The sequence below is a fragment of the Micromonospora pallida genome (assembly GCF_900090325.1).
In the GTDB taxonomy this organism is placed as follows: domain Bacteria; phylum Actinomycetota; class Actinomycetes; order Mycobacteriales; family Micromonosporaceae; genus Micromonospora; species Micromonospora pallida.
This window is the reverse complement of the sequence record NZ_FMHW01000002.1, coordinates 600400-621990: the sequence shown is the minus strand read 5'-3', so window position 1 is coordinate 621990 and position 21591 is coordinate 600400. Positions and strand designations below refer to the sequence as shown.

Below are 21591 nucleotides of genomic sequence, written 5' to 3'. Positions count from 1 at the left end.
GCGCGACGTACCAGCACCGATCGAGGGGGGAATGCCGTGCTCTACGACGCCGTGCGCGCTGTCGCCCGCCGCGATCCGCAGGCTTCTGCGGTCCGCACCACCGACGGCGACACCGCGACGTACGCCCACCTGTGCGCCCTCGCCGACCGGGTGGGTGGTGGCCTGGCCCGGGCTGGTGTGGGCGACGGCCACGTGGTGGCGGTCTCGATGGACAACAGCATCGGGTACGTCGCCCTGATCCTGGCGGTCGCCCGGCTCGGGGCGACCTACGTGCCGATGATCCGCGAGTTCAGCGCCGAGGACGTACGCACGGCGTTGGACCTGACCGGACCGACGGTGGTCGTCGCGGACGGCCGCCGCGCTCCCCTGCCCGGCACCACCCGGGTGCTGGACCTCGCCGACCTGCTCACCGCCGACCCGCTGCCGGACACGCCCGGCCCGTCCCACCGGGGCCGCTTCCGGCTGCTGTGGACCTCGGGCTCGACCGGCTTCCCAAAGATGATGTCCTGGCGGCAGGACAAGTTCGTGGCCGAGCGACGCCGGTGGATCCGACACACCGGTCTCACCGCGCAGGACGTCTTCTTCTGCCGTCACCCGCTGGACGTCGCGCACGCCACGGACCTGCACGTCTTCGCCGCCCTGCTCGGTGGTGGCGAACTCGTGCTCGGCGACCCGCACGCCGGCCCGGCGGAGCAACTACGTGCGTTGGCGGACAGCGGGGCGACCGTGCTGAGTGCGCTGCCGCGCCACTACGAACAGCTCATCGAGGCGGCCCGGCAGCACGGCGACGCGGACGTCAGCTCGCTGCGGCTGCCCTTCTGCGGCGGCACCTACGTCAGCCCGCAGGTGATCCGGGACTGCGACGCGGTGCTCGGGGTCCGGATCCGGCAGCTCTACGGATCGACCGAGTTCGGCCTGGCCGCGGTGAACCTAACCGACACGGTGCAGACCGACGCGGACATGTCGCTGGTACGGGGGGTGAGCGCCCGGCTCGACCCGATGCCGGACGGCGGCCCGACGACCCAGCACGCGGTCGGGGAGAGTTCGGGCGCAGCCCGGCATGCAGTCGGGGAGAGTTCGGGCGCAGCCCGGCATGCAGTCGGGGAGTTGGTGCTGCGGTCCGCGTACACCAGCGAGGGCTACCTCAACAATCCCGAGGCGCACGCGCGGACCTTCCGCGACGGCGAGTACTGGACCGGCGACGTCGCCCAACGCAACGCCGACGGCTCGTACCGGATCCTGGGTCGGGTCAGTGAGGCGCTCGCCGCGCGGGAGGGCCTGCTGCTCGCGCCGATGTTGGACGAGGAGATCCAGCAGCGCTGCCCGGTACGAGAGTCGGTCACCCTGCCGGTCGAGCCCAGCGCGTACGGCAACCAGGTCGTGATCGTGGCCCGGCCCGCGCCGGAGACGGCCCGGACGGAGGTCGAGGCGTCGATCCGGACCGTGCTCGACGGACACGGCCTGACCGGCCCGATCCACCTCGTGGAAGCCCTCGCCTACACCGCGGTCGGCAAGCCGCACAAGTCGCTCCTGCGCCGCCAGTGGGTGTCCGCGCCGACCGGGGAACCGCCGGAAGGGGAAACCGTCGTGCCCGCAGACCGGAGTGCGAACCTGATCCGACACCGTCGACTGAGTCGGACGCCGACCCTGCTGTTCGTTCCCGGCCTGGCGATGACCTCGGCGTACTTCGACGAGGTGGCGGCGGACCTCAGCCAGGACCACGACGTGGTGCTGGTGGACCTGCCCGGCCACGGGGGCACCGCCGATCCGGCGCCGGGCTGGACCATCGACGACGCGGCCCGGTCCGTCCGGTCCGTCGTCGACCGCCTGGAGCTGCGGGACGTGACGCTCGTCGGCTGGTCGCTCGGCGCCGGCGTCGCCTGGACCTACCTGGACCTGTTCGGCACCGACCGGGTGTCCAGGTTGGTCTCGGTCGAGATGTCGCCGCGGATCCTGGCCGACGCGGACTGGACCCACGCCGCCTTCGGCGGCCTCGACGCAGCCGGCGCGGTGCACACCCAGCGGGCCATCTGGGCCGATCCGCAGGGCTTCCTGGACAACCTGGTTCGCGGTTCCTTCGCGGCCGGCACCGAGCCCGACCCGGCGACGCTCCAGCGGCTCATGGCCGAGACGAGGAGTTGTTCGGCCGTCTCCGTGCTGGCGCTCTGGCTCGACGTGCTGACCCGGGACTGGCGGGAGCAGCTGACCACGACGACGCTGCCCACCCTGCTGGTCCACGGGGCACGCAGTCAGGTCTACCCCACCGACGTGGGCGGGTGGCTGCACGAGGCCATGCCCGACGCCCGGTTGGAGACCTTCGCGCACAGCGGGCACATGCCGTTCCTGGAGGAGCCCGAGAAGTTCACCTCGGTCCTCCGCGACTTCGTCAAGGAGACTCGTTGACCACATCGCCCAGCCCCGCGACGAGACTGTGCTGGATCTACCCCGACCGCGGCACCGCCTGGCAGCGCGACTACGAGGAGCAGGGCGTCTGGGGCGCCTACCGGGAGATCGCCGCCACGCTCGGGCTCCGGATGAGCCTGCACAAACCGGACGAGATCGCGGTCGACGGCACCGACCCCCGGCAGCCCCGGGTGTTCCTCAACGGTGAGCGGGTCACGCCGGAGGACACCATCTTCGTCACCGCCATCTACTCCCTGCCGCACCAGGTGGTCGACGTCGCCAACCAGCTCTACCTCTTCACCGTCCTGGAGACGCTCGGCTTCTACCTGCCGATCCCGCCCTGGCTGACCTACCTCGGCGAGGACAAGCTGGCGACCGTCGTACACCTGGCGCAGAGCCCGGTGCCGCCGCTGCCCACGGTGCGGGTGGCCAGCGGGCGCGAGGCGATGACCGGGCACTACGACGAGGCCTTCGCCAACCTCGACTACCCCATGATCATCAAGCCGGCGAACTGGGGCATGGGCCTCGGCATCTCGGTGGTGTACAACGTGCACGACCTGCGCGGCGTGATCGGCCTGGCCGGGGGCGCCGAGACGCCGCTGGTGGCCCAGCCCTACCTCAAGGACCCGCGCGAAACCCGGGTCTACGTGGTCGACGGGCGGGCGCACACCGTGTTGCAGGGCACCAAGGAGGGCTACTGCCTGATGGTCACCAAGACTGTGGGCGGTCGGCACGAGCGCGGGTTCACCGACCTGCCGGCCGAACTCGACAGCACCATCACCTACCTGGCCGAGCGCCTGCCCACGCCGTACTTCTCGGTGGACTTCATCTCCGACGGCGAGCGGTTCTGGCTCTCCGAGATCGAGGTGGACGGCGCGATCGGGTTCTCCATGGACGCGGAGCAGGACGTCGTCGCCCGGTCCCTGGTCACCGCCCGGTTCGGGGCGTACCAGCGGGGCCACGCGCGCTGGCTGGCCGACCGGACGAGTCGATGACCATCGGCGAGCTGCCCTGGGAGGCGCTGCTGGTCCAGGCGAAGGAGCTGGCCGCGATTGGCGGGGCGCCGGTACCGGACTCGGTCACCGGGCTGACCGACCTCGCCGTCACCGGCCCGGCCGAGATCCTCGCGGTGTCGCGGCAGCTCAGCGCCGCCGGTGGCGCCGCGGTGATGTCCAGCGGCGGCACCACCGGACGACCGAAGCTGACCTTCGTCGCCCACCACCAGGCCATCGACCGGCTACGCGCCGTCTGGCGTCCTCTCGAACCGGGAAACGTGCTGCTCAACCTCTTCACCCCGGGCCGGTTGTGGGCGTCGCACTACTACATGCAGACCCTCGCCGAGCGCAGCCGGTGCCACGTCCTGCCCGCCGGGCCGTACGGCCCGGACGAGGTCGCGGACTGGCTGCCGATCTTCCGGGAGGTCGGCGTCGACGCGCTGGCCGGTACGCCCACCGCGCTGGCCGACCTGGCACAGGGCGTACTCGACCACGGCGTCGACCTCGACGTCCGCCGGGTGATCTGGATGGCCGAGCCGTGGACCCCGGCGAAGGAGGCGACCGTACGGGCGGCCTTCCCGCAGGCACGCTTCTGGGCGAACTACGGATCGGTGGAGACCTTCGTCATCGCCACCAACGACCCCGGCTGCGACCTGTCGGTCCTGCACCTGATGTCGGACCAACTGCTGGAACTCGACGACGACGGGGCCCTGTTGTCCCGGGTCGGCGACGGGTGGACCGTGCCAACCGTCCGCTACCGGCTCGGCGACCGGGTCGCTGCCGCCTCGTGCCGGTGCGGGCGGCCGCAGGCGCTGCGGGTCGTCGGGCGCGCCGACGACGCCATCAAACTGTACGGCTCGCTCTTCGGCATCAACGAGATCCTCGCCGGCGTACGGGAGAATCCCGGCGTGACCGAGGCACAACTCGTCCTCACCCGCAGCCCGGAGGCACGGCACTCGGTACGGCAGGTGGCCGTACGTTTCACCGGGGACGCCGATCCCGCCCGGGTCCGCGAACGGCTGGTACGGAGCTGGTACGACCTGCCGCTGATCCTGCAGACCTATCCGGAGGCGGTGACGGTCGACCGGGTCGAGCGGCTGCACCGCGTGGCACGGACCAACAAGGTGCCCCCGATGATCTGGCGGAACCGATGACGACGAGACTGCGCGGCAACCCGTGGGCCATCCTGGCCGTCCTGTGCCTGGCGTACTTCATGTCCCAACTGGACATCGCGGTGCTCGCCATCGCGATCCCGGACATCGTGCGGGACCTGGACGCCTCCCTCGACCAGGTGGTCTGGGCGCTGAGCAGCTACATCCTCGCGCTCGCCGCCCTGCTGATCACCGCGGGTCGGCTCGGTGACCTCTACGGACGCCGGCGCATCTTCCTGCTCGGTGTCACGGTCTTCACCGTCTTCAGCCTCGCCGGTGGCCTGGCCGACAGCCCGACCCAGCTCATCGCCGCCCGCGCGATCCAGGGCGTGGGCGCGGCCCTCTTCGTCCCGCAGACGATGGCCCTGCTGGTCGAGGCGTTCCCGCCGGAGCGGCGCGGCATGGCGCTGGGGATCCGGGGCGGCGTCGGCGGCTCGGCGGCGGTGCTCGGCCCGGTGGTCGGCGGTCTCCTGGTGGGCAGCCTCGACTGGCGCTGGGTGTTCCTGGTCAACATCCCGATCGGCGTGGTCATGCTGCTGCTCGCCGCGGCGACCATCCCGGCGACCGGGGGCCGGAAGGAGCACCGGCTCGACGTCGGCGGTGTCGTGCTGGCCACGGCCTTCCTGCTCCTGCTGGCCTTCGGGGTCAGTCAGGGCGCACGCTACTCGTGGAACGCCGGCATCTGGGCGGTGATCGCGGCCGGGCTGGTGCTCTTCGCCGTCTTCCTGGCGCAGCAACGGCGACGTCAGGACCGCGAACCGCTGGTGCCGTTCGCGCTCTTCCGGGACCGGAACTTCGCAGTGATGAACGTCTTCTCGGTCGTGGTCTCGCTGACCGTGATCGGACTCATCGTGGTGCTCTCGGTGACCTTCCAGTCCGTGTTGCAGTTCGGCGCCTGGCGGGCCGGGCTGCTGCTGATGGTGGCGTCGGTCTTCTCGGTCGCGTTCGATCCGGTGGCCGGCAAGCTCTCCGAGAAGGTCGAGGGCAAGCACCTGCTGTTCTTCGGGATGGCCGCCACGGTCGCCGGCCTGCTCTGGACGTTCACGCAGGTCCGGGCGGGGGCCGGCTGGGCGGGACTGGTCGGGCCGATGGTGGTGGTCGGGACCGGCAACGCGTTCCTCTTCACGCCGTTGGCCACCGTCGCGCTGCACCGGGTCCGGCCCGAGTCCGCCGGTGGCGCGGCCGGTGTGCTGGTCACGTCGATGCAGATCGGCTCGATGGTGGGCACCGCCGTGATGGGCGCGGTGCTCCAGGAGGGCGGCGGCACCGTACCGACCGTCGGCACCATCCGCGACGTTCTGCTGCTCCTGGTCGGCACGGCCGGGGTCGGCGCGCTGGTCTGCCTGGCCGCCGAACGGTCCGCGAAACCCGCCGACGCCGCCGCGCCAGCCGAGACCGCCCCGACCGAGGCCGCTCCGACATGAGCGAGGTACCGCGTTACCTGATCCTCAACCGGTTCGGCAACGAGTTCGGGGAGTACCACCGGTATCTCCGGCCGGACGAGGGACGGATGGCCTACCTGACCCTGGCTGCCGGGACGTCCGTCCTGGACACCGCGAACGCTCTCGACACCGTCGTGGTGGCGGACCTCGACCTGGACACGGTGCTGCCGGCGGCCCGGGCGCTGACCGGGCGGCTGGGGCCCTTCTCGGGCGTCGTCGGCATCTCCGAGATGGACCTGCTCACCGCCGCCCGGCTCCGGGAGGCGCTCGGCGTGCCCGGGTGGAGCCACGAGTTCGTCCGGCGCTTCCGCGACAAGCCGTACATGAAGGAGCGCGTGTCCGGGGCCGGACTACGCGCTCCCCGGTTCGTGGAACTCGAGCCCGGTACGAACCCGACGCTGCTCGCCAAGGAGGTCGTCGCCACGCTGGGCCTGCCGGTCGTCGTCAAGCCGCGTGCCGGGGTCGCCTCCGCCGGGGTGCGGCGGGTGGACACGGTCGAGGCGCTGACCGCGGCCCTGACCGGCCTGGACCTGGCCGCGCACGAGTGCGAGGAGTTCGTCGAGGGCCGGGTGCTGCACGTCGACGGGGTGCGCGTGGACGGCCGCTTCCACTTCGTGAGCGCCTCGGCCTACGTGAACACCTGCTTCGCCTTCGCCAACGGCGCGCCGCTGGGCTCGGTGCTGCTCGACCACGGCCCACTCCGCGACCGGGCGACGGACTTCGCCGCGCGGTGCCTGGACGCGCTCGACCTGGCGGACGGTCCGTTCCACCTGGAGCTGTTCCACACCCCCGGCGACGAGTTGGTCTTCCTGGAGGTGGGGCTGCGTCCCGGCGGCGGACCGCTGCCGGACCTGCACCGGGAACTGTTCGGGATCGACCTGCTCGCGGAGACGTTCCGCCTGACGGTCGGGCTCCCGCCGGCCACCCCCGCCACGGCACACACCGAGCCCGCCGGGGGTGGTTGGCTCATCTTCCCGGAGCCGCGCCCGCTACCCAGCCGGGTGGTCGCGCGCACGTCGCCCCGGGCCGTGGTCGACGGGATCTACGCCGAGGTCGTCCCCGAGGTCGGTGAGGTCTTCGACGGTACGGGAGGTTACCTCCACGTGGGCGGCACCTTCCGGTTCCGTGGCCCGGACGAGGCCACGGTGCGGTGCGACGTACGCCGGACCATCGACTGCTACCGGCTGACCACCACGCCCGCCCGGTGACCCCCGGTCCCGGTCACCGGCCCGGGGTCACCCCGCGCTGCCGCGCGCGGCCCGCGTCTTCATGGCGTGCTCGAGCAGGGTGATGAGCACGTCCTTGCTGGACTGCCGCTGCCGGGCGTCGCAGAGCAGCACCGGCACGTCCGAGTCGAGGTTCAGCGCCGCCTGCACCTCGTCGAGCCGGTACCGGCGGGCGCCCTCGAAGCAGTTCACCGCCACCACGAACGGGGTGCCCCGCCCCTCGAAATAGTCGATCGAGGGGAAGCAGTCGGCCAGTCGGCGGGTGTCGGCGAGCACCACCGCCCCGATCGCCCCGAGCGCCAGCTCGTCCCAGACGAACCAAAAGCGGTCCTGGCCCGGCGTGCCGAAGAGGTAGAGCACCAGGTCTTCGCTGATGGTGATCCGGCCGAAGTCCATCGCCACGGTGGTGGTCACCTTGTCCTCCACCCCGGACAGGTCGTCGATGCCGACGCCCGACTCGGTGAGGACCTCCTCCGTCCGCAGCGGTCGGGTCTCGCTCACCGCGCCGACCATGGTCGTCTTGCCCACGCCGAAACCACCCGCGATCAGGATCTTGATCGCGGTGGGCACCGTCGGCTGCTCAGAGTGCCCGTAGTCCATTGATAACCGCCTCGAAAATGCTGTCGTCGGGAAGGCCGCTGGTGGCCCGCGGCTCACGGACCTGCACCATGTTGCGGGCCACCAGGTCACCCAGGAGCACTCGGATGGTGCCCACCGGCAGGTCGAGGTGCGCGGCTATCTCCGCGACCGACTGCATCCGTTGACACAGTCCGACGATCGCCAGGTGCTCCGGCCCGAGACCCGCCTCCGGTGTGACGTCCGACTGGATCGCCGTCACGAGGGAGATCAGGTCGAACGTTCCGGTGACCGGCCGGGCCCGTCCACGGGTCACCGCGTACGGCCGGACCACCGGCCCGGCGTGGTCGTCCACCCACTGCTCTTCCATCGGCCCCCCGATAACGGTCATCACGGGCTACTTCTCGGCGGTGGTCGACTGCTCCGACGACCGGGTCGGCGAGGCCACGTACTTGCCGACCCGGGTCACCAGCATGGCCATCTCGTACGCGATCAGCCCCACGTCGGCGTCCTCGGAGGCGAGCACGGCGAGGCAGGCGTTGCGCCCGGCCGCCGTGACGAACAGGAAGGACGACTGCATCTCGATGATGGTCTGCTGCACCTGCCCGCCGCCGAACCGCTTGCCCGCCCCCCGGGCCAGGCTCTGGATGCCGGCCGCCATCGCCGCCAGGTGTTCGCCGTCGTCCCGGCTGAGCCCTCGTGAGGAGGCCATCAGCAGGCCGTCCGTGGAGAGAGCGATAGCGTGTTCGGCCTGCGTCACCCGGCCGACCAGATCATCCAACAACCACGTCAGGTCAGCACTCGAAGCCGTCTTCTGGGCCACTCGTCGTCCTCTTCTCCCCCGGCTGCTCGCCGTGCTCGTCTGGGGCTCACTGTCGGGCCGGCGGCGGGATCACCCGCCGCCGCGCCCCCGCTCACGTCGCTTGCCGATCCTCGCCGTCCGGCGTGTCCGTCGGCTCCGGACCGCGCGCCGGGCCGCCCAACAGCCGCGCCGCGTCCGTACGGCCCCGCCGGGTGCCGGTCTGGTACGAACTCATCATCCGCCGGACCTGCTCGGGCGGGCGCACCGCCTCGTCGTCCTCGGGGGTGTCCACGGCGGGCGGCTCGTCCCGCAGCTCCGGCGCGAGGTTCGCCTGGCGGACCCGCAGCGGCAGGCCGGAGTCGGTCCGGGGCGGTTCGGCGGCCGGGCACGGGGTCGGGCCGCCGTGGTGTTCCACCTTCCGCTCGGGTTCGGTACGCGGCACGGCCACCGGCAGGCCGGTCGGGAAGGTCGGACCGTCCAGTGCCGACTGACCCGGCCAGCGCCGTGCCCGGGTCGGCAGGCCGGATTCGTCCTCGGTCGGCGTGTCGTACGGCGCCCGGGGGCGCTCCGGCGTGGTCCGTACCCGGCTGGGAAGCTGGCGTGGCTCGCCGTCCCCGGTGCTCTCGGGCTCCGGCCGCGGCGGCACCGGCTCGGCCAGGGCCATCGGGGCGACCGGGGCGACCGGACGCGGACCGGGCCGCTCGGTACCGGTCGCGGCCGGCGCGGACAGCTCGGGCGGCGACTCGACCTCACCGGCACCGGGGGTGCCCGGCTCCTCCTCGTCGGCGGTCACCAGACCCAGCGGGATCAGCACTACCGCCGTGATGCCACCGTACGGGGACTCCTTCAGGTGCACCCGGATCCCGTGCCGCTCGGTCAGCCGGCTCACCACGTAGAGGCCGAGTCGGGTGGCGTTGGCCAGGTTCAGCTCCGACCGGTCGACGATGCGGTCGTTGGCAGCGGCGAGGTCCTCCTCGGTCATGCCCAGGCCACGGTCCTCGATCTCGAGCGCGAAGCCGTTGGCCACCATCTGCCCCCGGACCTCGACCGAGGTGTGCGGCGGGGAGAACGAGAGGCCGTTCTCGATCAGCTCGGCGAGCAGGTGGATGATGTCACCCACCGCGCGGCCGGCCAGCGAGACCGCCCCGAGCGGCAGCACGTTGACCCGGGTGTAGTCCTCCACCTCGGCCACCGCACCCCGGACCACATCCACCATCGGCACGTTGCGCCGCCAGGCCCGACCCGGGGTGGAGCCGGAGAGGACGATGAGGTTCTCCGCGTTACGCCGCATCCGGGTGGCCAGGTGGTCGACCCGGAAGAGGTCCTCCAGCTCCTCGGCGTCGTTCTCCCGCCGCTCCATCGCGTCGAGCAGGGTGAGCTGCCGGTGGACCAGGGCCTGGGTCCGCCGGGCCAGGCTGAGGAAGACGTCACGGACGTTGCGCCGCAGGTCGGCCTGCTCGACGGCGGTCCGGATCGCGGTCTCCTGTACGACGTTGAAGGCCTGACCCACCTGACCGATCTCGTCGTCGCCGAACTGGAGCGGGGGTGCCTCGGCGGCGACGTCGACCTCCTCGCCCCGACCGAGCCGCTCGACCACGTTCGGCAACCGCTCCTTGGCCAGCGCGAACGCGGCCTCCCGCAGGCGCTCGAGTTGCGCGAGCAGCGCTCGGGCGGTGGAGATCGAGACGATGATCGAGGCGATGACGGCGAGCAGACCCAGACCGGTGGCCAGCACCAGTCGGGTGATGACGCCGATGGCGACCGGCGTGGCCCGGTCCACCACGTCCTCACCACCGGCGCCCACGACGCCGTTGAGCTGCTGCAACGCCGGATCCACCGCAGCGCGCCAGGCGTCCAGTTCGACCGGCGGGAGCGACTCGGCGTTGCGGGCCTGGATGACCCGGTCCTCCATGGTGTGCAGGCGCTGGTACGCCTCCCCCTGGGACATCTGCTGGAAGCGGTTGCGGTCGGCTGCGGGCAGGGCGCTGATGGTGCTGGTCGAGACGTGCCGCTGCGCGCCGACCAGTTGCGCGAACTGCGCCTGCTCGGTGCTGGTGATCCGACCGGCGGCGAGGGCGCCGTGCAGCAGCGCGTCCTCCTGGGACAGCAGTTCCCGGGCGCGGTTGAGTTCGATCAGGGCGGCGGTGTCGTGGGCGACCTGTCGGTCGTCGACACCACCCAGCTCGTCGTAGACCCGGAAGATCGAGTCGATCACCTCCACATAGGAGGCCAGGGCGGCGGTCCGGTCGATGCTCTTGTCGTCGATCGCCGTCCGGGTCCGGGTGAGTTCGTCCAGCCCGGCGAGCACGTCACGGACCGCGTGCTCGACCTCGGTGCTCGCCGAGATCTCGGTCCGCCAGTTCGTCGCGGACTCCTCGAACTCACGGGCCAGTTCGTCGGTGCGGGCCCGCTCGGCACGCAGCGCCTCCAACTGCCCGGCCTCCGGCCGACCCAGGTACGCCAGGGAGAGGCGACGTTCCTTCTGCAACTGCAGCAGCATCGGCTCGCTGGGCGCGAAGATCCGGGTGTTGAGGGTCTGGACCCCGAGCAGGTTGAAGCCGTCCCGTACGGTCACCCACGCCGCGAAGGCCCAGAGCGCGACGAGCGACGCGAGCAGTGCGATGACTTTCGTACGGAGATTCGTGCTGCGGGAACCCATTACACCGTCCTGGCCGGGTATTCGATTGACGTGCCTGAGCGTGGCCGGTCGACGCATCCATCGACCCCGGCGCACGCTAGCAGCGTCGGGAGGTTGACTCAAGCGATCCTGATCATGGCACTCCGGCGCGCCGACTCCACCTCGACCGGTTCGGGACCCGCTGACGAGCGCCCCCACCAGGTCGCCGCAAGCACCGCAGCACGGACGATCAGTGACGGACGGTACAGATCCTTGTCGTGCCAGAGCGCCGGCGCGTCGTCGGCGCCGTCCATCGTGATCAGCCACTGCCAGCCCCGCGCGACCGCCTGGCCGCACTCGTCAGCCGAGGTCGGCCCGGCGGCCAGCAACACCTGGAGCGCGTACGCGGTCTCCTCGGCGGTGCCGCCCCAGCGTCCCCAGGAGCCGTCGGCGTGCTGACCGGCCATCACCCAGCGCACCGCCCGCCGCACCGCCGGCTCCACCGCCGGTCCGACGCCGTAGCCGTGCAACGCGAGCACCGCGCAACTGGTGGCATAGTAGGGCGAGGCGTGCCAGCGGTCGGAACTCCACGAGCCTTCCGGCGCCTGCCGATCGGCCAGCCAGACGGTCAGCCGGCGCACCACCGGGTCCAGCCGCCGTGCCGCTGCCCCGGAGTTGCGCAGGTGCCAGCCGAAGGCGTCCAGCACGTGCGCGTTCGTGGTGATGGAAGCGCCGTCCTCCTTCGGCCAGGTGCAGAAGTGCTCTCCGGTGTCGAAGAACTCCAGGCTCGACGGGTCGACCGGATGCCCCGCCCGGGCGAGGGCGTACAGGGTCACCGAGGTGGTGTCGGCGTCCACCGGCAGCCCGGGAGCGGTGGCGGTGCCGGTCGGGCCGATGGTGTCCCGCAGGCTGGCCAGCAGTGGCGCCGGAACGGCCAGCGGCACCCTGGCCCGGGCCAGGGTGCTGAGCACCCAGGACCGTTCGAAGATGCTGATCGGGCTGGTGCACGGGACCGGTCCGCCGTGCTGGCGGACAACCCCCTCGAGGTACGCCAGGGCGGTTCCGGTGGTGGCATCGGGGACGCCGAGCCAGGCGGCCGTCGCGGCGGGCGAGGCGCCCACCGTGCCCGGTCCGACCGGGACCACCCCGGGCGCCCGGTAGGCCGCCGGGCCGGTGACCTCCAGCGCGTGCAGCAGCTTCTTCGGCAGCGGGTGCCCCGCCGCCAGCGCCGCGCGGACCCGGGCCAGCCGGGTGGTTTCCATACCCGGCGGCAACGACAGCCGGGGCGCCTCCCGCCATCGTTCCAGTCCGGACACGGGTTCGTCGCGCAGCGCGTGCAGGTGGGCGGTGAGCGCCTCCACCAGGGCCGGGACGATCAGGTCGACCGCCGGCATGTCCGGCAGGGACGCCACCGGAACGGTGGTGAGTCGCTCGGCCAGGGCAGTCAGCCCCCGGTCGACGGCGGCCACCGCGCCTCTGCCCAGCGGGTCCGACGTCCCCGCCAGGTCGGCCCGACGCAGGGCGGCGAGCAGGCCCTCGGTGGCACTCAGCGTCGGCACCAGTCCGTAGCCACCGGGGCCGCCCCAGCCACCGCCGGCGTGCTCCACGTCGAGCAGGTAACGGATTCGCTCGACGTGCAGCGTCAGCCACGGCGACAGGCTGACCAGACGGCCCGTCTCGTACACCGACACCGACGACTGTCCGGTCGGTGTCGCGGTCAGCTCCGCGATCAGGTCCCGGGCGGCGACTGCGGGGCTCCGCTGCGCTGCGCTCCTCGCACTCACCGGGCAGTCCCCCAGAAGTCCGTGGAACCGTAGAAGCCGCTGGTGAAGCTGACCTGCCGGGCCAGGTAGGCCGCCGGGCGGGGACAGTCCGCCGCCAGGGGGGCCAGTAGGTCGTGACAGCGTGCGGTGAGGGCGTCGGCCCGCTGCTCGACCTCGGCCCGGTCGGCCACCAGCATGATCGCGTTGAGGTCGCCCCACTCCAGGTCCCGTTGGTACGTGCTGAGGTCGTTGACCAGGCGCAGCACCCGCTGCACCTCGTCGCTGGCCTCGATCAGCCGGGGCAGCGCCTGGTGGGTCTGCGCGTCGCCGGTGTGGATCCAGTGCGCGACGTTGACCACGGTGCAGGCCAGGTTGTCGGCGTTGGCGAGGTACTCCTCGAAGGTCGGCAGGGCGCCGGTGAGGTCCCGTCGGGCCGCCCGCCAGTCCCACTCGCGGCCCATCGCCTCCACCGTCCGGTGCACCGCCGCACGCCACGTGTCGCGCAGCCCCGGGTAGGCCGGTACGGCGGCCAGGTCGGCGCAGAGTTCGGCGAGGAAACGCGCCATCGGGTCGTCCGTCGCCGGGGTGGCGCCGTCGACCACCGCGAGGCTGGTCTCCGCCAGACGGTCGATCTCCGCCCGGGACTTGGCCAGGTAGTCGACCTGCCAGTCGAGGGCGAAACCCCACAGCACGGCGCGGTTGGTGACCCGCAGTTGCTCCACCGTGCACCAGGGCGCGCTGAACGCGATGGCCAGGGCGATGTTGCTGAACAGGGCAGCGTCGAAGGGCGCGGCGGAGAACAGCTCCGGATACTCGGCGGCACGCTTCTGCAGGTCGCGCTGCCCCCGGGCGGCCAGGGCACAGATCCGGCCCTGTTCGACGGCGTCCTCGGCGTGGGCGTTGAGGTCCATCACATCTCGCTCCGCTCAGGCGACGGCCGAGGGCGACGCGCCCGTGAGGGTCAGTTCCACCCGGTGGCGAGGACGCAGCGCGGCCGCCAGCCGCAGCCCGGGCACCCCGGGCTGGCGGAGCCGGAACCGGTACCGGCTCAGCATCGTGGCGATGATGAGCTGCGCCTCCAGATAGAAGAGGTACATGCCGAGGCACTGGTGCGGGCCACCCCCGAAGGGGAAGTGGGCGTAGCGGTGCCGGGCCCGGACCCGCTCCGGGCGGAACCGCTCGGGGTCGAACTCGTCGGGCCGCTCCCAGAAGGCCGACATCCGCTGGGTGATCAGTGGGCTCGCCACCACCGTCGCGCCGGCCTCGATCCGTACCCCGCCGACCACGTCGGCGGCGACCGCGCGACGGGGAATCAGCCAGCCGATCGGGTACAGGCGCAGCAGTTCGTCCAGGACCATCCGGGTGTAGCGCAGCTCGCCGAGGTGCTCGCGGCGTACCGGCTCGTCGCCCACCACCTGGCTGATCTCCGCGTAGAGCCGGTCGGCGACCTCGGGGTTCTCGTCCAGGTGCGGCCAGAGCCAGGTCAGCACGTTGATGGTGGTCTCGGTGGTGGCCGCGAACATCGCCACCGTGTCGTTGCGGACCTGCCGCTCGTCGAGTTGCCGGCCATCGTCGGTCCGCGCCCGCCACAGGGTGGAGATGATGTCGTCTCCCTCCTCCGCCGTGGCCCGGGACGCCCGCACGATGGGAACGAGCACCTCGTCGACGACCCGGACGGCCCGGCGGAAGGTCCGGTCCCCGGGCATGGGCAGCGACAACGGCGCGAAGGGCACCACGATCCGGGGAATCACCGCGCTGGCGATGGCGTCCTGCGCGTCGACGACCCGCATCGCGTCGGCCACCGAGATCTTGTCGGCGAAGAGCACCTTCATGATCGCCCGGCAGACGATCCGGGCCTGTTCGGCACCGATGTCGACGAGCCGCCCCGCGCGGGACGGTACGTCGAGTTCGTCGACGGCGTCGGAGATCGCCGCGGCCATCCCGTCGATCATCGACTCGACCCGCTTGGCGGTGAACATCGGCTGGAGCATCCGGCGGCTGGCCGACCAGATCTGCCCCTCGCCGAGGATCCCCTCGCCGAAGAGGCGCTTGACCGGCCGCCAGAACAGTCCGTCACCGGCCCGTTCGTAGTTCTCCGCCCGATCCCGGAGGACGTGTTGCACGTGTTCGGGGTGGGTGACGAGGTAGGGACGGAACGAGCCGAGGTTGATGCGGGCGAGGTTGCCCCCGGTCCGGTTGCCCGCGTCGATGAGCGCGCGGGCCGGATCGCGGACCAGAGCGGGCAGCATCCGGCGCAGCGGGACCCTCGTGGGAGGACTGACATGCGCCGGGGAGGGGTGCGGCGTTCCCACCTTTTGGGCTCCTCCCGGTTTCACCGCTGAGTCGCGGGACCGTCATTCCGAGTCACATGACCCGCTGAGCATGCCATCACAATGTCCGGTTCACCAGACTGGGGGCGAGAAATTTTCATTGACAACATTTGCGCCGTCCACAAAGTACGGTGTCGCGGAGCGTCAGCGGGACAGCGCGCGCCGATACCGCCACTCGCTGGCGATCGGTACGTACCCGAGCCGACGGTTGACCGCCAACATCGCCTCGTTCCCAGCATCGTTGCTGGTCAGCGCACTGGTGAAGCCCGTCTCGGCGGCCCGGCGCAGGGCGACGCGCTTGACCGCGCCGGCCAGCCCCCGACCCCGGTACGCCCGCCGGGTGCCGGTCATCCCGGACTGGTAACGGTCTGACCCATCAGTCAGCGCAAAACTGAACGCCGCCACCACACCGGAACAGATCGCCACGGTCGTCAGGGCCCGGTTCAGGTCCGGACGTTCCCAGTACGTGGTCCGCCAGTCGGCGTAGCCGGTCTCGTCCATGCCCACCTCGCCCGGCTCGTCCCGGGAGGCGTCCAGATCCGCCTCGTAGAGCAGGCGCGGATCGGCGAGGTCGGCGGCACTGGCGATCCGCACCCCGGCCGGCACCGACGGCACGGGCGGCACCCCGGCGGCCAGGTCCAGCCGCAGGTGGGCGCGACGACGGCCGCGCTGGTAGCCGCGCCGCTCGGCGAAGTCGACCGCCGCCGGCTCGTCCACCACCTTGGCGTACGCGACCCGCGCGCCGATCGTCCGCAGCCGCTCCTCGGCCGCGGCGAGCAGGGCGGAGCCGACGCCCCCGCCGCGCCGCAGCGGCAGCACGTTGACGTTGGCGTAGCCGAGCCCCGGCTCGGCGCTCTCGTGCAGCAGTCCCGTCCGGGCGACCCCGACCACCTCGCCGTCGACCTCGGCGAGCAGCATCCGGTGCCGCTCGGCCGGCGCGGCGTGCGCCGCCTGCCAGCACAGCGCCGCCGGGCTGAACACCCAGTACGGCGCGGCGACCAGGAGCACCGCGGCCACCGTGGTCGCGTCCTCGGGCCGGAACTGCCGGATGGTGACTGTCATGGGGCGGCAACCTACCCGAACCGTCGTCGCCGGGTGGGAAGCCGGGCACGGCCGGGCCGCCTGTGCCAGGCTCAGCACATGGACGACAAGACCATCCTGAACCGCATCACCGAGCTGGTCGACGAGGAGCACCGGCTCCGGGCGGAGGCGCAGTCCGGCCAGGCCGGCACCGACGACGACGCCCGCGCGCGGCTGCGGGAACTGGAGGAGGGGCTGGACCAGTGCTGGGACCTGCTCCGCCGTCGCCGGGCCGCCCGGCAGGCCCACGGTGACCCGGAGAGCCAGGGCCAACGTCCCGTCTCCGAGGTCGAGCGCTACCTCCAGTGACCCCGCGCGGTGTGGATCCGGACCCACCCGGTGCGCGGTGTGGATCCGGACCCGCCCGGTGCGCGGTGTGGGCCCGGCCCCGCCCGGTGAGCGGGTCGGGCGCCCACAGCGTGCGCCGGTCAGCGCAGCCCGGCCTCCCTGAGCAGTTGCCCGGTGAGTTCGGCCGGGTCGGCCAGGTCGGCGGGGAGCCCCCGGGCGGCGAACCAGGTGCTCACCACCCGGACGTCCCGGGCGAGGAACTCCGCCCCCTGCGGGTTGGCCACCACGTCGACGGCCTGCGGCAGGTCGATGAGGACGAGCCGGCCGTCGTGCACCAGGAGGTTGTACGGCGACAGGTCGCCGTGGGCGTACCCGGTACGGGCCAGCACCACCAGCGCGTCCACCAACTGCAGCCAGAGCCCACGCAGCTCGTCGGGGTCGGGCCGAAGCTGGGCCAGCCGGGGCGCGGCCTGCCCCTCGTCGGCGTCGCCGATGAACTCGAGCATCAGCTCGGTGCCGATCAGTTGCACCGGGTACGGCACCGCGACCGTGCCGAAGGCGACGCCGATCTCCCAGAGCCGGGAGAGCACGGCGAACTCGGCCGCCGCCCACTGCCCGGCGATCATCTGCCGGCCGAAGGCGGTGCGTCCGGCCATCGCCCGGTTCTCCCGGGAGCGGCGGACCCGACGGCCCTCCAGATAGCCGGCGTCCCGGTGGAACAGCCGGTGTTCCGGATCCCGGTAACGCTTGACCGCCAGCAGGCAGGAGCGGTCGGTGTCGGGCACCCCGCGCCGGACGAGGTGGACGTCCGCCTCCTTGCCGGTCTTGAGCACGCCCAGCTCGGTGTCCTGGGCGGCGAGTTCGGTGACCAGCCAGTCCGGGTGAGGCTCGGGGCCCTGAACGGCCTGGTCCCAGGTCGACCAGCGGTCACCGACCAGCGGTTGGTCGGGGTCCCCGTCGTCGAGGACGGGTGCGGGCCGGGGTTGCCGGCCGCGCTTCAGGAACTGCGGTTCGTCGTCGTCGAAGCGGCCCTTGCCGCGCGGTCGGCGCTCACGCGCCGACGGAGTGAAGTCGTGTTCACGCACTGGAGCGGTGATCCCTTGATCGAGGCTGATGGAGGCAGGTGGAAGGACCCTGCGAAGACGGCCATGACCGACCCCCTCTCCTCGACCGGGCGACGCCCGGAGTGCGCTCTGCGCGGACCATGCTCGCCACTGCCCGCCGGGCCCGCAACCGATTTACCGCCACCCCTGGAGACGCGGCACCAGGGGAACGTGCCGGGCGGCGGCGGAAACGTGCCGGGCAGGGCCGCCGGGTTCGGACGACTCGCCGGCGGTCGCCGACTCAGCCGGTGACCAGCGCCCGCCGCGGCCCCTGGTCGGCCAGCCGGTCGGCGAGCATGGGGTGGTCGGCGCGGGTCCGGGCGAGCTGCTCCGGGTCGAGCGTCGCGACCAGCACGTCCTCCCCGGTGTCCGCGCCCCGCACCAGGCACCGGCCCTCCGGGTCGTACACCGCCGCGCCACCGTTGAACCGCCAGGGGGCGGTGCCGTCGACGGAGTTGGCGAAGACGACGTACATGGTGTTGTCCAGCGCCCGGGCCGCGTAGTAGACGTCCCGCCGGTGCGCGGACCCGACCACGTAGCCGCTCGGGCAGAGGTAGCCGTGGGCACCGTCGTCCGCCGCGGCGCGACCGTGCTCGGGAAAGCAGCCGTCGTAGCAGATGCCGAGGCCGAACCGCCAGTCGTCGACCAGCAGCGTCGCCCCGCGCCGGCCCGGGGTGAACAGCTCCCGCTCCTCGCTCCAGAGCTGCTGCTTGTCGTAGCCGACGCGGACCGTCCCGGCCCGGTCGACGACCAGGGCGGAGATGGTCCGCCGCTGGTCCGGGTGGCGGACCGCCGCGCCGAGGACCAGCACCGTGCCGGTGTCCCGGGCCGCCGCGCGCACCGGGTCCAGGCGGGGGTCGACGACCAGCGCGTCCGGGTCGGCCGCGACGTCGGTGCCGGCCGGGTCGGCGGCGAGCGCCGGTGGGTGGTACGCCGAGAGGAACAGCTCGGGCAGGACCGCCAGCCGCGCGCCGGAGTCGGCCGCCCGGCGCGCCAGCCGGGCGGCGGTCACCGCGTTCTCGGCCACCTCACCGGGTACGGGGTCGGCCTGGACGGTGGCCACGGTCAGCGCGGTGGCGGGCAGCGACGTCATCCCGCGATGGTAGGTCCCGGCCGCCCTCCCGGGACACTCACAAGCCGTACGTACGGTTTGCGTCGGGGCGGGGCACCTGCGACGATCGAGACGTGCCCAGAGTAAGCCAGGACCAGCTCGACGCGCGCCGCCAGGAGATCCTCGCCGCCGCGCGCGCCTGCTTCGCCCGGCACGGCTACGAGGGAGCCACCGTCCGCCGGCTGGAGGAGGCGACCGGCCTTTCCCGGGGCGCGATCTTCCACCACTTCCGGGACAAGGACTCCCTCTTCCTCGCCGTCGCTGAGGACGACGCGGCGGCAATGGTGGAGACGGTGGCCCGCAACGGCCTGGTGCAGGTCATGCGGGACCTGCTCGCCCGGGCGATGTCCCCGGACACCACTGGCTGGCTCGGCAGCCAGTTGGAGGTCTCCCGCAGGCTGCGCACCGACCCGGCCTTCGCCCGCCGCTGGGCCGAGCGCTCGGCCGCGATCGCCGAGGCCACCCGCGAGCGGCTGGCCCGGCAACGCGAGGCCGGGGTGCTCCGCGACGACATGCCGATCGACGTGCTCGCCCGCTTCCTGGAGCTGGCCTACGACGGTCTCGTCCTGCACCTGGCGATGGGGCGCCCCGCCGGTGACCTCGGCCCGGTGCTCGACCTGGTCGAGGAGGCGGTACGCCGCCGCTGACCCGCCCGGCACGGTGGGATCCGCTTCCGGCGACCGTGGGTGATCGACCGCTGGCAGCCCGAGAACCCGGCTCACCTGCGGTTCCGCCCCTGGCGGGGTTGCCCCACAATGGGCCGCGACCCCTCCCGGACAGGAGCAGACGATGACCCTACTGGCGGCCACGGGCGACACCTGGGGCATCTCCGGCCCCGCCTTCCTCGCCGGCTACCTGACGGTGGCCGTGCTGGTGGTGGTCGGTTCGGCCATCCACCGTGCCTGGCTCTTCAAGGGCCACCAGCAGCCCGGCTTCGACCACCTCGGGCCGCAGCAGGCCGCGTACCTCAACGGCGGCGCGCGGCTGGCCGTCTACAGCTCCATCGGCGCCCTGCGCAGCGTCGGCGCGGTCGGGGCGGACCGCCGCCGGCTGCTGCGGGCCACAGGTCCGCTGCCCGCCGGGGCCACCCCGCTGGACCAGGCGGTGTACCAGGCGGCCAGTCGGGGCGTCCGCAGCCGTGACCTGCCGCAGGACCACTGGGTGGCCACCGCGCTCGGCCAGCTTCGCCAGGACCTGGAGAACCGGGGGCTGGCCATCGACGCCGGCCGGAGGCGCGCCGCCCGGTTCGGCCCGGTGCTGCTCACCGTGCTGCTCTTCGTCGGCATGCTGCGGCTGTTCGCCGGGTTCGACAACGACCAGCCGGTGGGCTTCCTCGTCGTCAGCCTGATCGTGCTCGTGGTGATCTCCGCGGTGCAGGCACGCCGGGTGCCGTACCAGACCCGCGCCGGTCGGACCGCGCTGCGCAACCTGCGGGCCCACTACCAGTACCTGACGCCCTCCACCGCGCCCGCGTACGCCACCTATGGCGCGGCCGGGACGGCGATGGGCGTGGCGCTCTTCGGCGCCGCCACGCTCTGGGCGGCCGACCCCACCTTCGCTCAGGAGGCCGAGATCCAGCGCCAGGCGGCTGGCAGCAGCGGCAGCAGCGGCGGCTGCGGGGGTGGAGACAGCGGGGGCGGCGGCGGGGACAGCGGCGGCGGCAGTTCCTGCGGCGGCGGTGGGGGCTGCGGCGGAGGCGGGTGCGGCGGATGACCACGCCGGCCCGGACGACCGGTCCCACCGACGCGAAGGCGACCGGCCCCACCAGCGCGAAGACGTCCGGGCCTGGGGCGAAAACGACCGGGCCTGGGGCGAAGGCAACCGGAGTCAGCCGCGCGAACCGGGCGGCGGCACCGGCCGGTGTCGGCATCGGGTGGCGGCCGGAGATCGCCGGGTTCGTCGCCGACCTGCCCGGCCTGCGCTTCGTCGAGGTGATCGCGGAGAGCGTCGCCCCGGCCGGGCCTCTGCCGGTCGGGCTCGCCGAGCTGCGGGCGGCCGGGGTGACCGTCGTACCGCACGGGGTGCGGCTCTCCCTCGGCGGCGTGGAACCGGTCGAGCCGGCGCGGGTGGCCCACCTGGCCGCGGTCGCCGACCTGCTGGACGCGCCGCTGGTCAGCGAGCACATCGCCTTCGTCCGGGCCGGCGGGATGGAGGCCGGCCACCTGCTGCCGCTGCCCCGCACCCGGGAGGCGGTCGAGGTGGTGGCGGCCAACGTCCGGCGCGCGCAGGCGGAGCTGCCGGTGCCGATCGCGCTGGAGCCGATCGCCGCCCTGTTCGACTGGCCCGACGACGAGCTGGACGAGGCCGCGTTCGTCACCGAGATCCTGGACCGCACCGACGCCCTGCTGCTGCTCGACGTCGCCAACGTGTACGCCAACGCCCGCAACCGGGGCACCGACCCGCTCGCGCTGCTCGGCCGGCTCCCGCTCGAGCGGGTCGCGTACGGGCACGTCGCCGGAGGGGCCGAACACGACGGGCTCTACCACGACACGCACACCGACGCCGTACCGCCGGAGGTCCTCGACCTGGTCGGCGAGTTGTGCGCCCGGCACCGACCGCCCGCGCTACTGCTCGAACGGGACGGACGCTACCCGCCGGCGGCGACGCTCCGGGCCGAACTGGACGCGCTCGCCACGGCGGCCGGCTGGCCGGTGGTCACATGAACGACCTGACCGCCCCGACCGCTGCTCACCATCCCCCTGCC

At 72.7% G+C, this 21591-nt stretch carries 19 protein-coding genes; 9 read left to right on the top strand and 10 right to left on the bottom strand.

Features of this window, described 5'->3' with window-relative positions; genetic code table 11:
* Positions 1-36: 36 nt before the first annotated feature.
* The 5 genes from GA0074692_RS02980 to GA0074692_RS02960 are packed head-to-tail and all read left to right on the top strand — an operon-like array spanning position 37 to position 7199.
* On the top strand, positions 37-2403 hold the full coding sequence (locus GA0074692_RS02980; protein WP_091639081.1) for an alpha/beta fold hydrolase: 2367 nt from the start codon (positions 37-39) through the stop codon (positions 2401-2403).
* Positions 2400-3398, top strand: a complete 999-nt coding sequence (locus GA0074692_RS02975) for an ATP-grasp domain-containing protein (RefSeq protein WP_091639078.1) — start codon at positions 2400-2402, stop codon at positions 3396-3398. The genes GA0074692_RS02980 and GA0074692_RS02975 overlap by 4 nt, the downstream gene beginning before the upstream one ends.
* Complete coding sequence (locus GA0074692_RS02970) at positions 3395-4552, top strand: AMP-binding protein (RefSeq protein WP_091639076.1); 1158 nt, start codon at positions 3395-3397, stop codon at positions 4550-4552. Before GA0074692_RS02975 ends, GA0074692_RS02970 begins: the two co-directional genes overlap by 4 nt.
* Entirely contained in the window at positions 4549-5973 is a 1425-nt protein-coding gene (locus GA0074692_RS02965) for an MFS transporter (protein ID WP_091639073.1), read from the top strand. Before GA0074692_RS02970 ends, GA0074692_RS02965 begins: the two co-directional genes overlap by 4 nt.
* Positions 5970-7199, top strand: a complete 1230-nt coding sequence (locus GA0074692_RS02960; RefSeq protein ID WP_091639071.1) for an ATP-grasp domain-containing protein — start codon at positions 5970-5972, stop codon at positions 7197-7199. The genes GA0074692_RS02965 and GA0074692_RS02960 overlap by 4 nt, the downstream gene beginning before the upstream one ends.
* A 27-nt stretch (positions 7200-7226) precedes the next feature.
* On the opposite strand, the gene GA0074692_RS02955 is transcribed toward GA0074692_RS02960, so the two are convergent.
* From GA0074692_RS02955 to GA0074692_RS02925, 8 genes are all read right to left on the bottom strand, one after another.
* On the bottom strand, positions 7227-7817 hold the full coding sequence (locus tag GA0074692_RS02955; protein ID WP_091639069.1) for a GTP-binding protein: 591 nt from the start codon (positions 7815-7817) through the stop codon (positions 7227-7229).
* The gene (locus GA0074692_RS02950) at positions 7798-8184 is read right to left on the bottom strand and encodes a DUF742 domain-containing protein (protein ID WP_091639067.1); all 387 of its coding nucleotides are present in this window, start codon (positions 8182-8184) and stop codon (positions 7798-7800) included. Before GA0074692_RS02950 ends, GA0074692_RS02955 begins: the two co-directional genes overlap by 20 nt.
* A 6-nt stretch (positions 8185-8190) precedes the next feature.
* Complete coding sequence (locus tag GA0074692_RS02945; protein ID WP_091639064.1) at positions 8191-8616, bottom strand: roadblock/LC7 domain-containing protein; 426 nt, start codon at positions 8614-8616, stop codon at positions 8191-8193.
* Positions 8617-8707: 91 nt separating this feature from the next.
* Positions 8708-11254 carry a sensor histidine kinase gene (locus GA0074692_RS02940; RefSeq protein WP_091639062.1) on the bottom strand — a complete coding sequence of 849 codons (2547 nt, stop codon included), beginning with the start codon at positions 11252-11254 and terminating at the stop codon, positions 8708-8710.
* A gap of 98 nt (positions 11255-11352) precedes the next feature.
* Positions 11353-12996: a prenyltransferase/squalene oxidase repeat-containing protein gene (locus GA0074692_RS02935; protein ID WP_245730091.1), complete on the bottom strand. Its 1644-nt coding sequence runs from the start codon at positions 12994-12996 to the stop codon at positions 11353-11355.
* Entirely contained in the window at positions 12993-13886 is an 894-nt protein-coding gene (locus GA0074692_RS35575; protein ID WP_141725116.1) for a terpene synthase family protein, read from the bottom strand. Before GA0074692_RS35575 ends, GA0074692_RS02935 begins: the two co-directional genes overlap by 4 nt.
* 15 nt (positions 13887-13901) lie before the next feature.
* Complete coding sequence (locus GA0074692_RS02930; protein ID WP_091639056.1) at positions 13902-15224, bottom strand: cytochrome P450; 1323 nt, start codon at positions 15222-15224, stop codon at positions 13902-13904.
* Between the two features lie 225 nt (positions 15225-15449).
* Positions 15450-16367, bottom strand: a complete 918-nt coding sequence (locus tag GA0074692_RS02925) for a GNAT family N-acetyltransferase (protein WP_091639054.1) — start codon at positions 16365-16367, stop codon at positions 15450-15452.
* A 78-nt stretch (positions 16368-16445) separates the two neighbouring features.
* Here GA0074692_RS02925 and GA0074692_RS02920 point away from each other — a divergent pair, with 78 nt between their 5' ends.
* A complete protein-coding gene (locus tag GA0074692_RS02920; protein WP_091639052.1) occupies positions 16446-16694 on the top strand; it encodes a DUF2630 family protein in 249 nt (82 codons plus the stop codon).
* A gap of 119 nt (positions 16695-16813) precedes the next feature.
* Here GA0074692_RS02920 and GA0074692_RS02915 read toward each other — a convergent pair whose 3' ends face one another.
* Positions 16814-17758: a serine protein kinase RIO gene (locus GA0074692_RS02915; RefSeq protein ID WP_091639050.1), complete on the bottom strand. Its 945-nt coding sequence runs from the start codon at positions 17756-17758 to the stop codon at positions 16814-16816.
* A gap of 259 nt (positions 17759-18017) precedes the next feature.
* Positions 18018-18869, bottom strand: coding sequence for a carbon-nitrogen hydrolase family protein (locus tag GA0074692_RS02910; protein WP_091639048.1), 852 nt, complete (start codon positions 18867-18869; stop codon positions 18018-18020).
* Positions 18870-18961: 92 nt separating this feature from the next.
* Between GA0074692_RS02910 and GA0074692_RS02905 the strand changes: the two genes are divergently transcribed.
* The 3 genes from GA0074692_RS02905 to GA0074692_RS02895 all read left to right on the top strand — a co-directional run bounded on the left by GA0074692_RS02905 (position 18962) and on the right by GA0074692_RS02895 (position 21550).
* Positions 18962-19534 (top strand): TetR/AcrR family transcriptional regulator, encoded by a 573-nt coding sequence (locus GA0074692_RS02905; RefSeq protein WP_091639045.1) that lies wholly within the window; start codon positions 18962-18964, stop codon positions 19532-19534.
* 142 nt (positions 19535-19676) lie between these two features.
* The gene (locus GA0074692_RS02900) at positions 19677-20600 is read left to right on the top strand and encodes a TIGR04222 domain-containing membrane protein (protein ID WP_091639043.1); all 924 of its coding nucleotides are present in this window, start codon (positions 19677-19679) and stop codon (positions 20598-20600) included.
* The gene (locus GA0074692_RS02895; protein WP_091652457.1) at positions 20597-21550 is read left to right on the top strand and encodes an MbnB/TglH/ChrH family RiPP precursor modification enzyme; all 954 of its coding nucleotides are present in this window, start codon (positions 20597-20599) and stop codon (positions 21548-21550) included. Before GA0074692_RS02900 ends, GA0074692_RS02895 begins: the two co-directional genes overlap by 4 nt.
* The last annotated feature ends 41 nt before the right edge of the window (positions 21551-21591 follow it).

Coding starts and splice junctions, on each gene's coding strand:
- GA0074692_RS02970 (WP_091639076.1), top strand. CDS start 3,395: ATGACCATCGGCGAGCTGCCCTGGGAGGCGCTGCTGGTCCAGGCGAAG.
- GA0074692_RS02925 (WP_091639054.1), bottom strand. CDS start 16,367: ATGACAGTCACCATCCGGCAGTTCCGGCCCGAGGACGCGACCACGGTG.
- GA0074692_RS02895 (WP_091652457.1), top strand. CDS start 20,597: ATGACCACGCCGGCCCGGACGACCGGTCCCACCGACGCGAAGGCGACC.
- GA0074692_RS02955 (WP_091639069.1), bottom strand. CDS start 7,817: ATGGACTACGGGCACTCTGAGCAGCCGACGGTGCCCACCGCGATCAAG.
- GA0074692_RS02910 (WP_091639048.1), bottom strand. CDS start 18,869: ATGACGTCGCTGCCCGCCACCGCGCTGACCGTGGCCACCGTCCAGGCC.
- GA0074692_RS02950 (WP_091639067.1), bottom strand. CDS start 8,184: ATGACCGTTATCGGGGGGCCGATGGAAGAGCAGTGGGTGGACGACCAC.
- GA0074692_RS02930 (WP_091639056.1), bottom strand. CDS start 15,224: ATGCTGCCCGCTCTGGTCCGCGATCCGGCCCGCGCGCTCATCGACGCG.
- GA0074692_RS02900 (WP_091639043.1), top strand. CDS start 19,677: ATGACCCTACTGGCGGCCACGGGCGACACCTGGGGCATCTCCGGCCCC.
- GA0074692_RS02965 (WP_091639073.1), top strand. CDS start 4,549: ATGACGACGAGACTGCGCGGCAACCCGTGGGCCATCCTGGCCGTCCTG.
- GA0074692_RS02960 (WP_091639071.1), top strand. CDS start 5,970: ATGAGCGAGGTACCGCGTTACCTGATCCTCAACCGGTTCGGCAACGAG.
- GA0074692_RS02940 (WP_091639062.1), bottom strand. CDS start 11,254: ATGGGTTCCCGCAGCACGAATCTCCGTACGAAAGTCATCGCACTGCTC.
- GA0074692_RS02920 (WP_091639052.1), top strand. CDS start 16,446: ATGGACGACAAGACCATCCTGAACCGCATCACCGAGCTGGTCGACGAG.
- GA0074692_RS35575 (WP_141725116.1), bottom strand. CDS start 13,886: ATGGACCTCAACGCCCACGCCGAGGACGCCGTCGAACAGGGCCGGATC.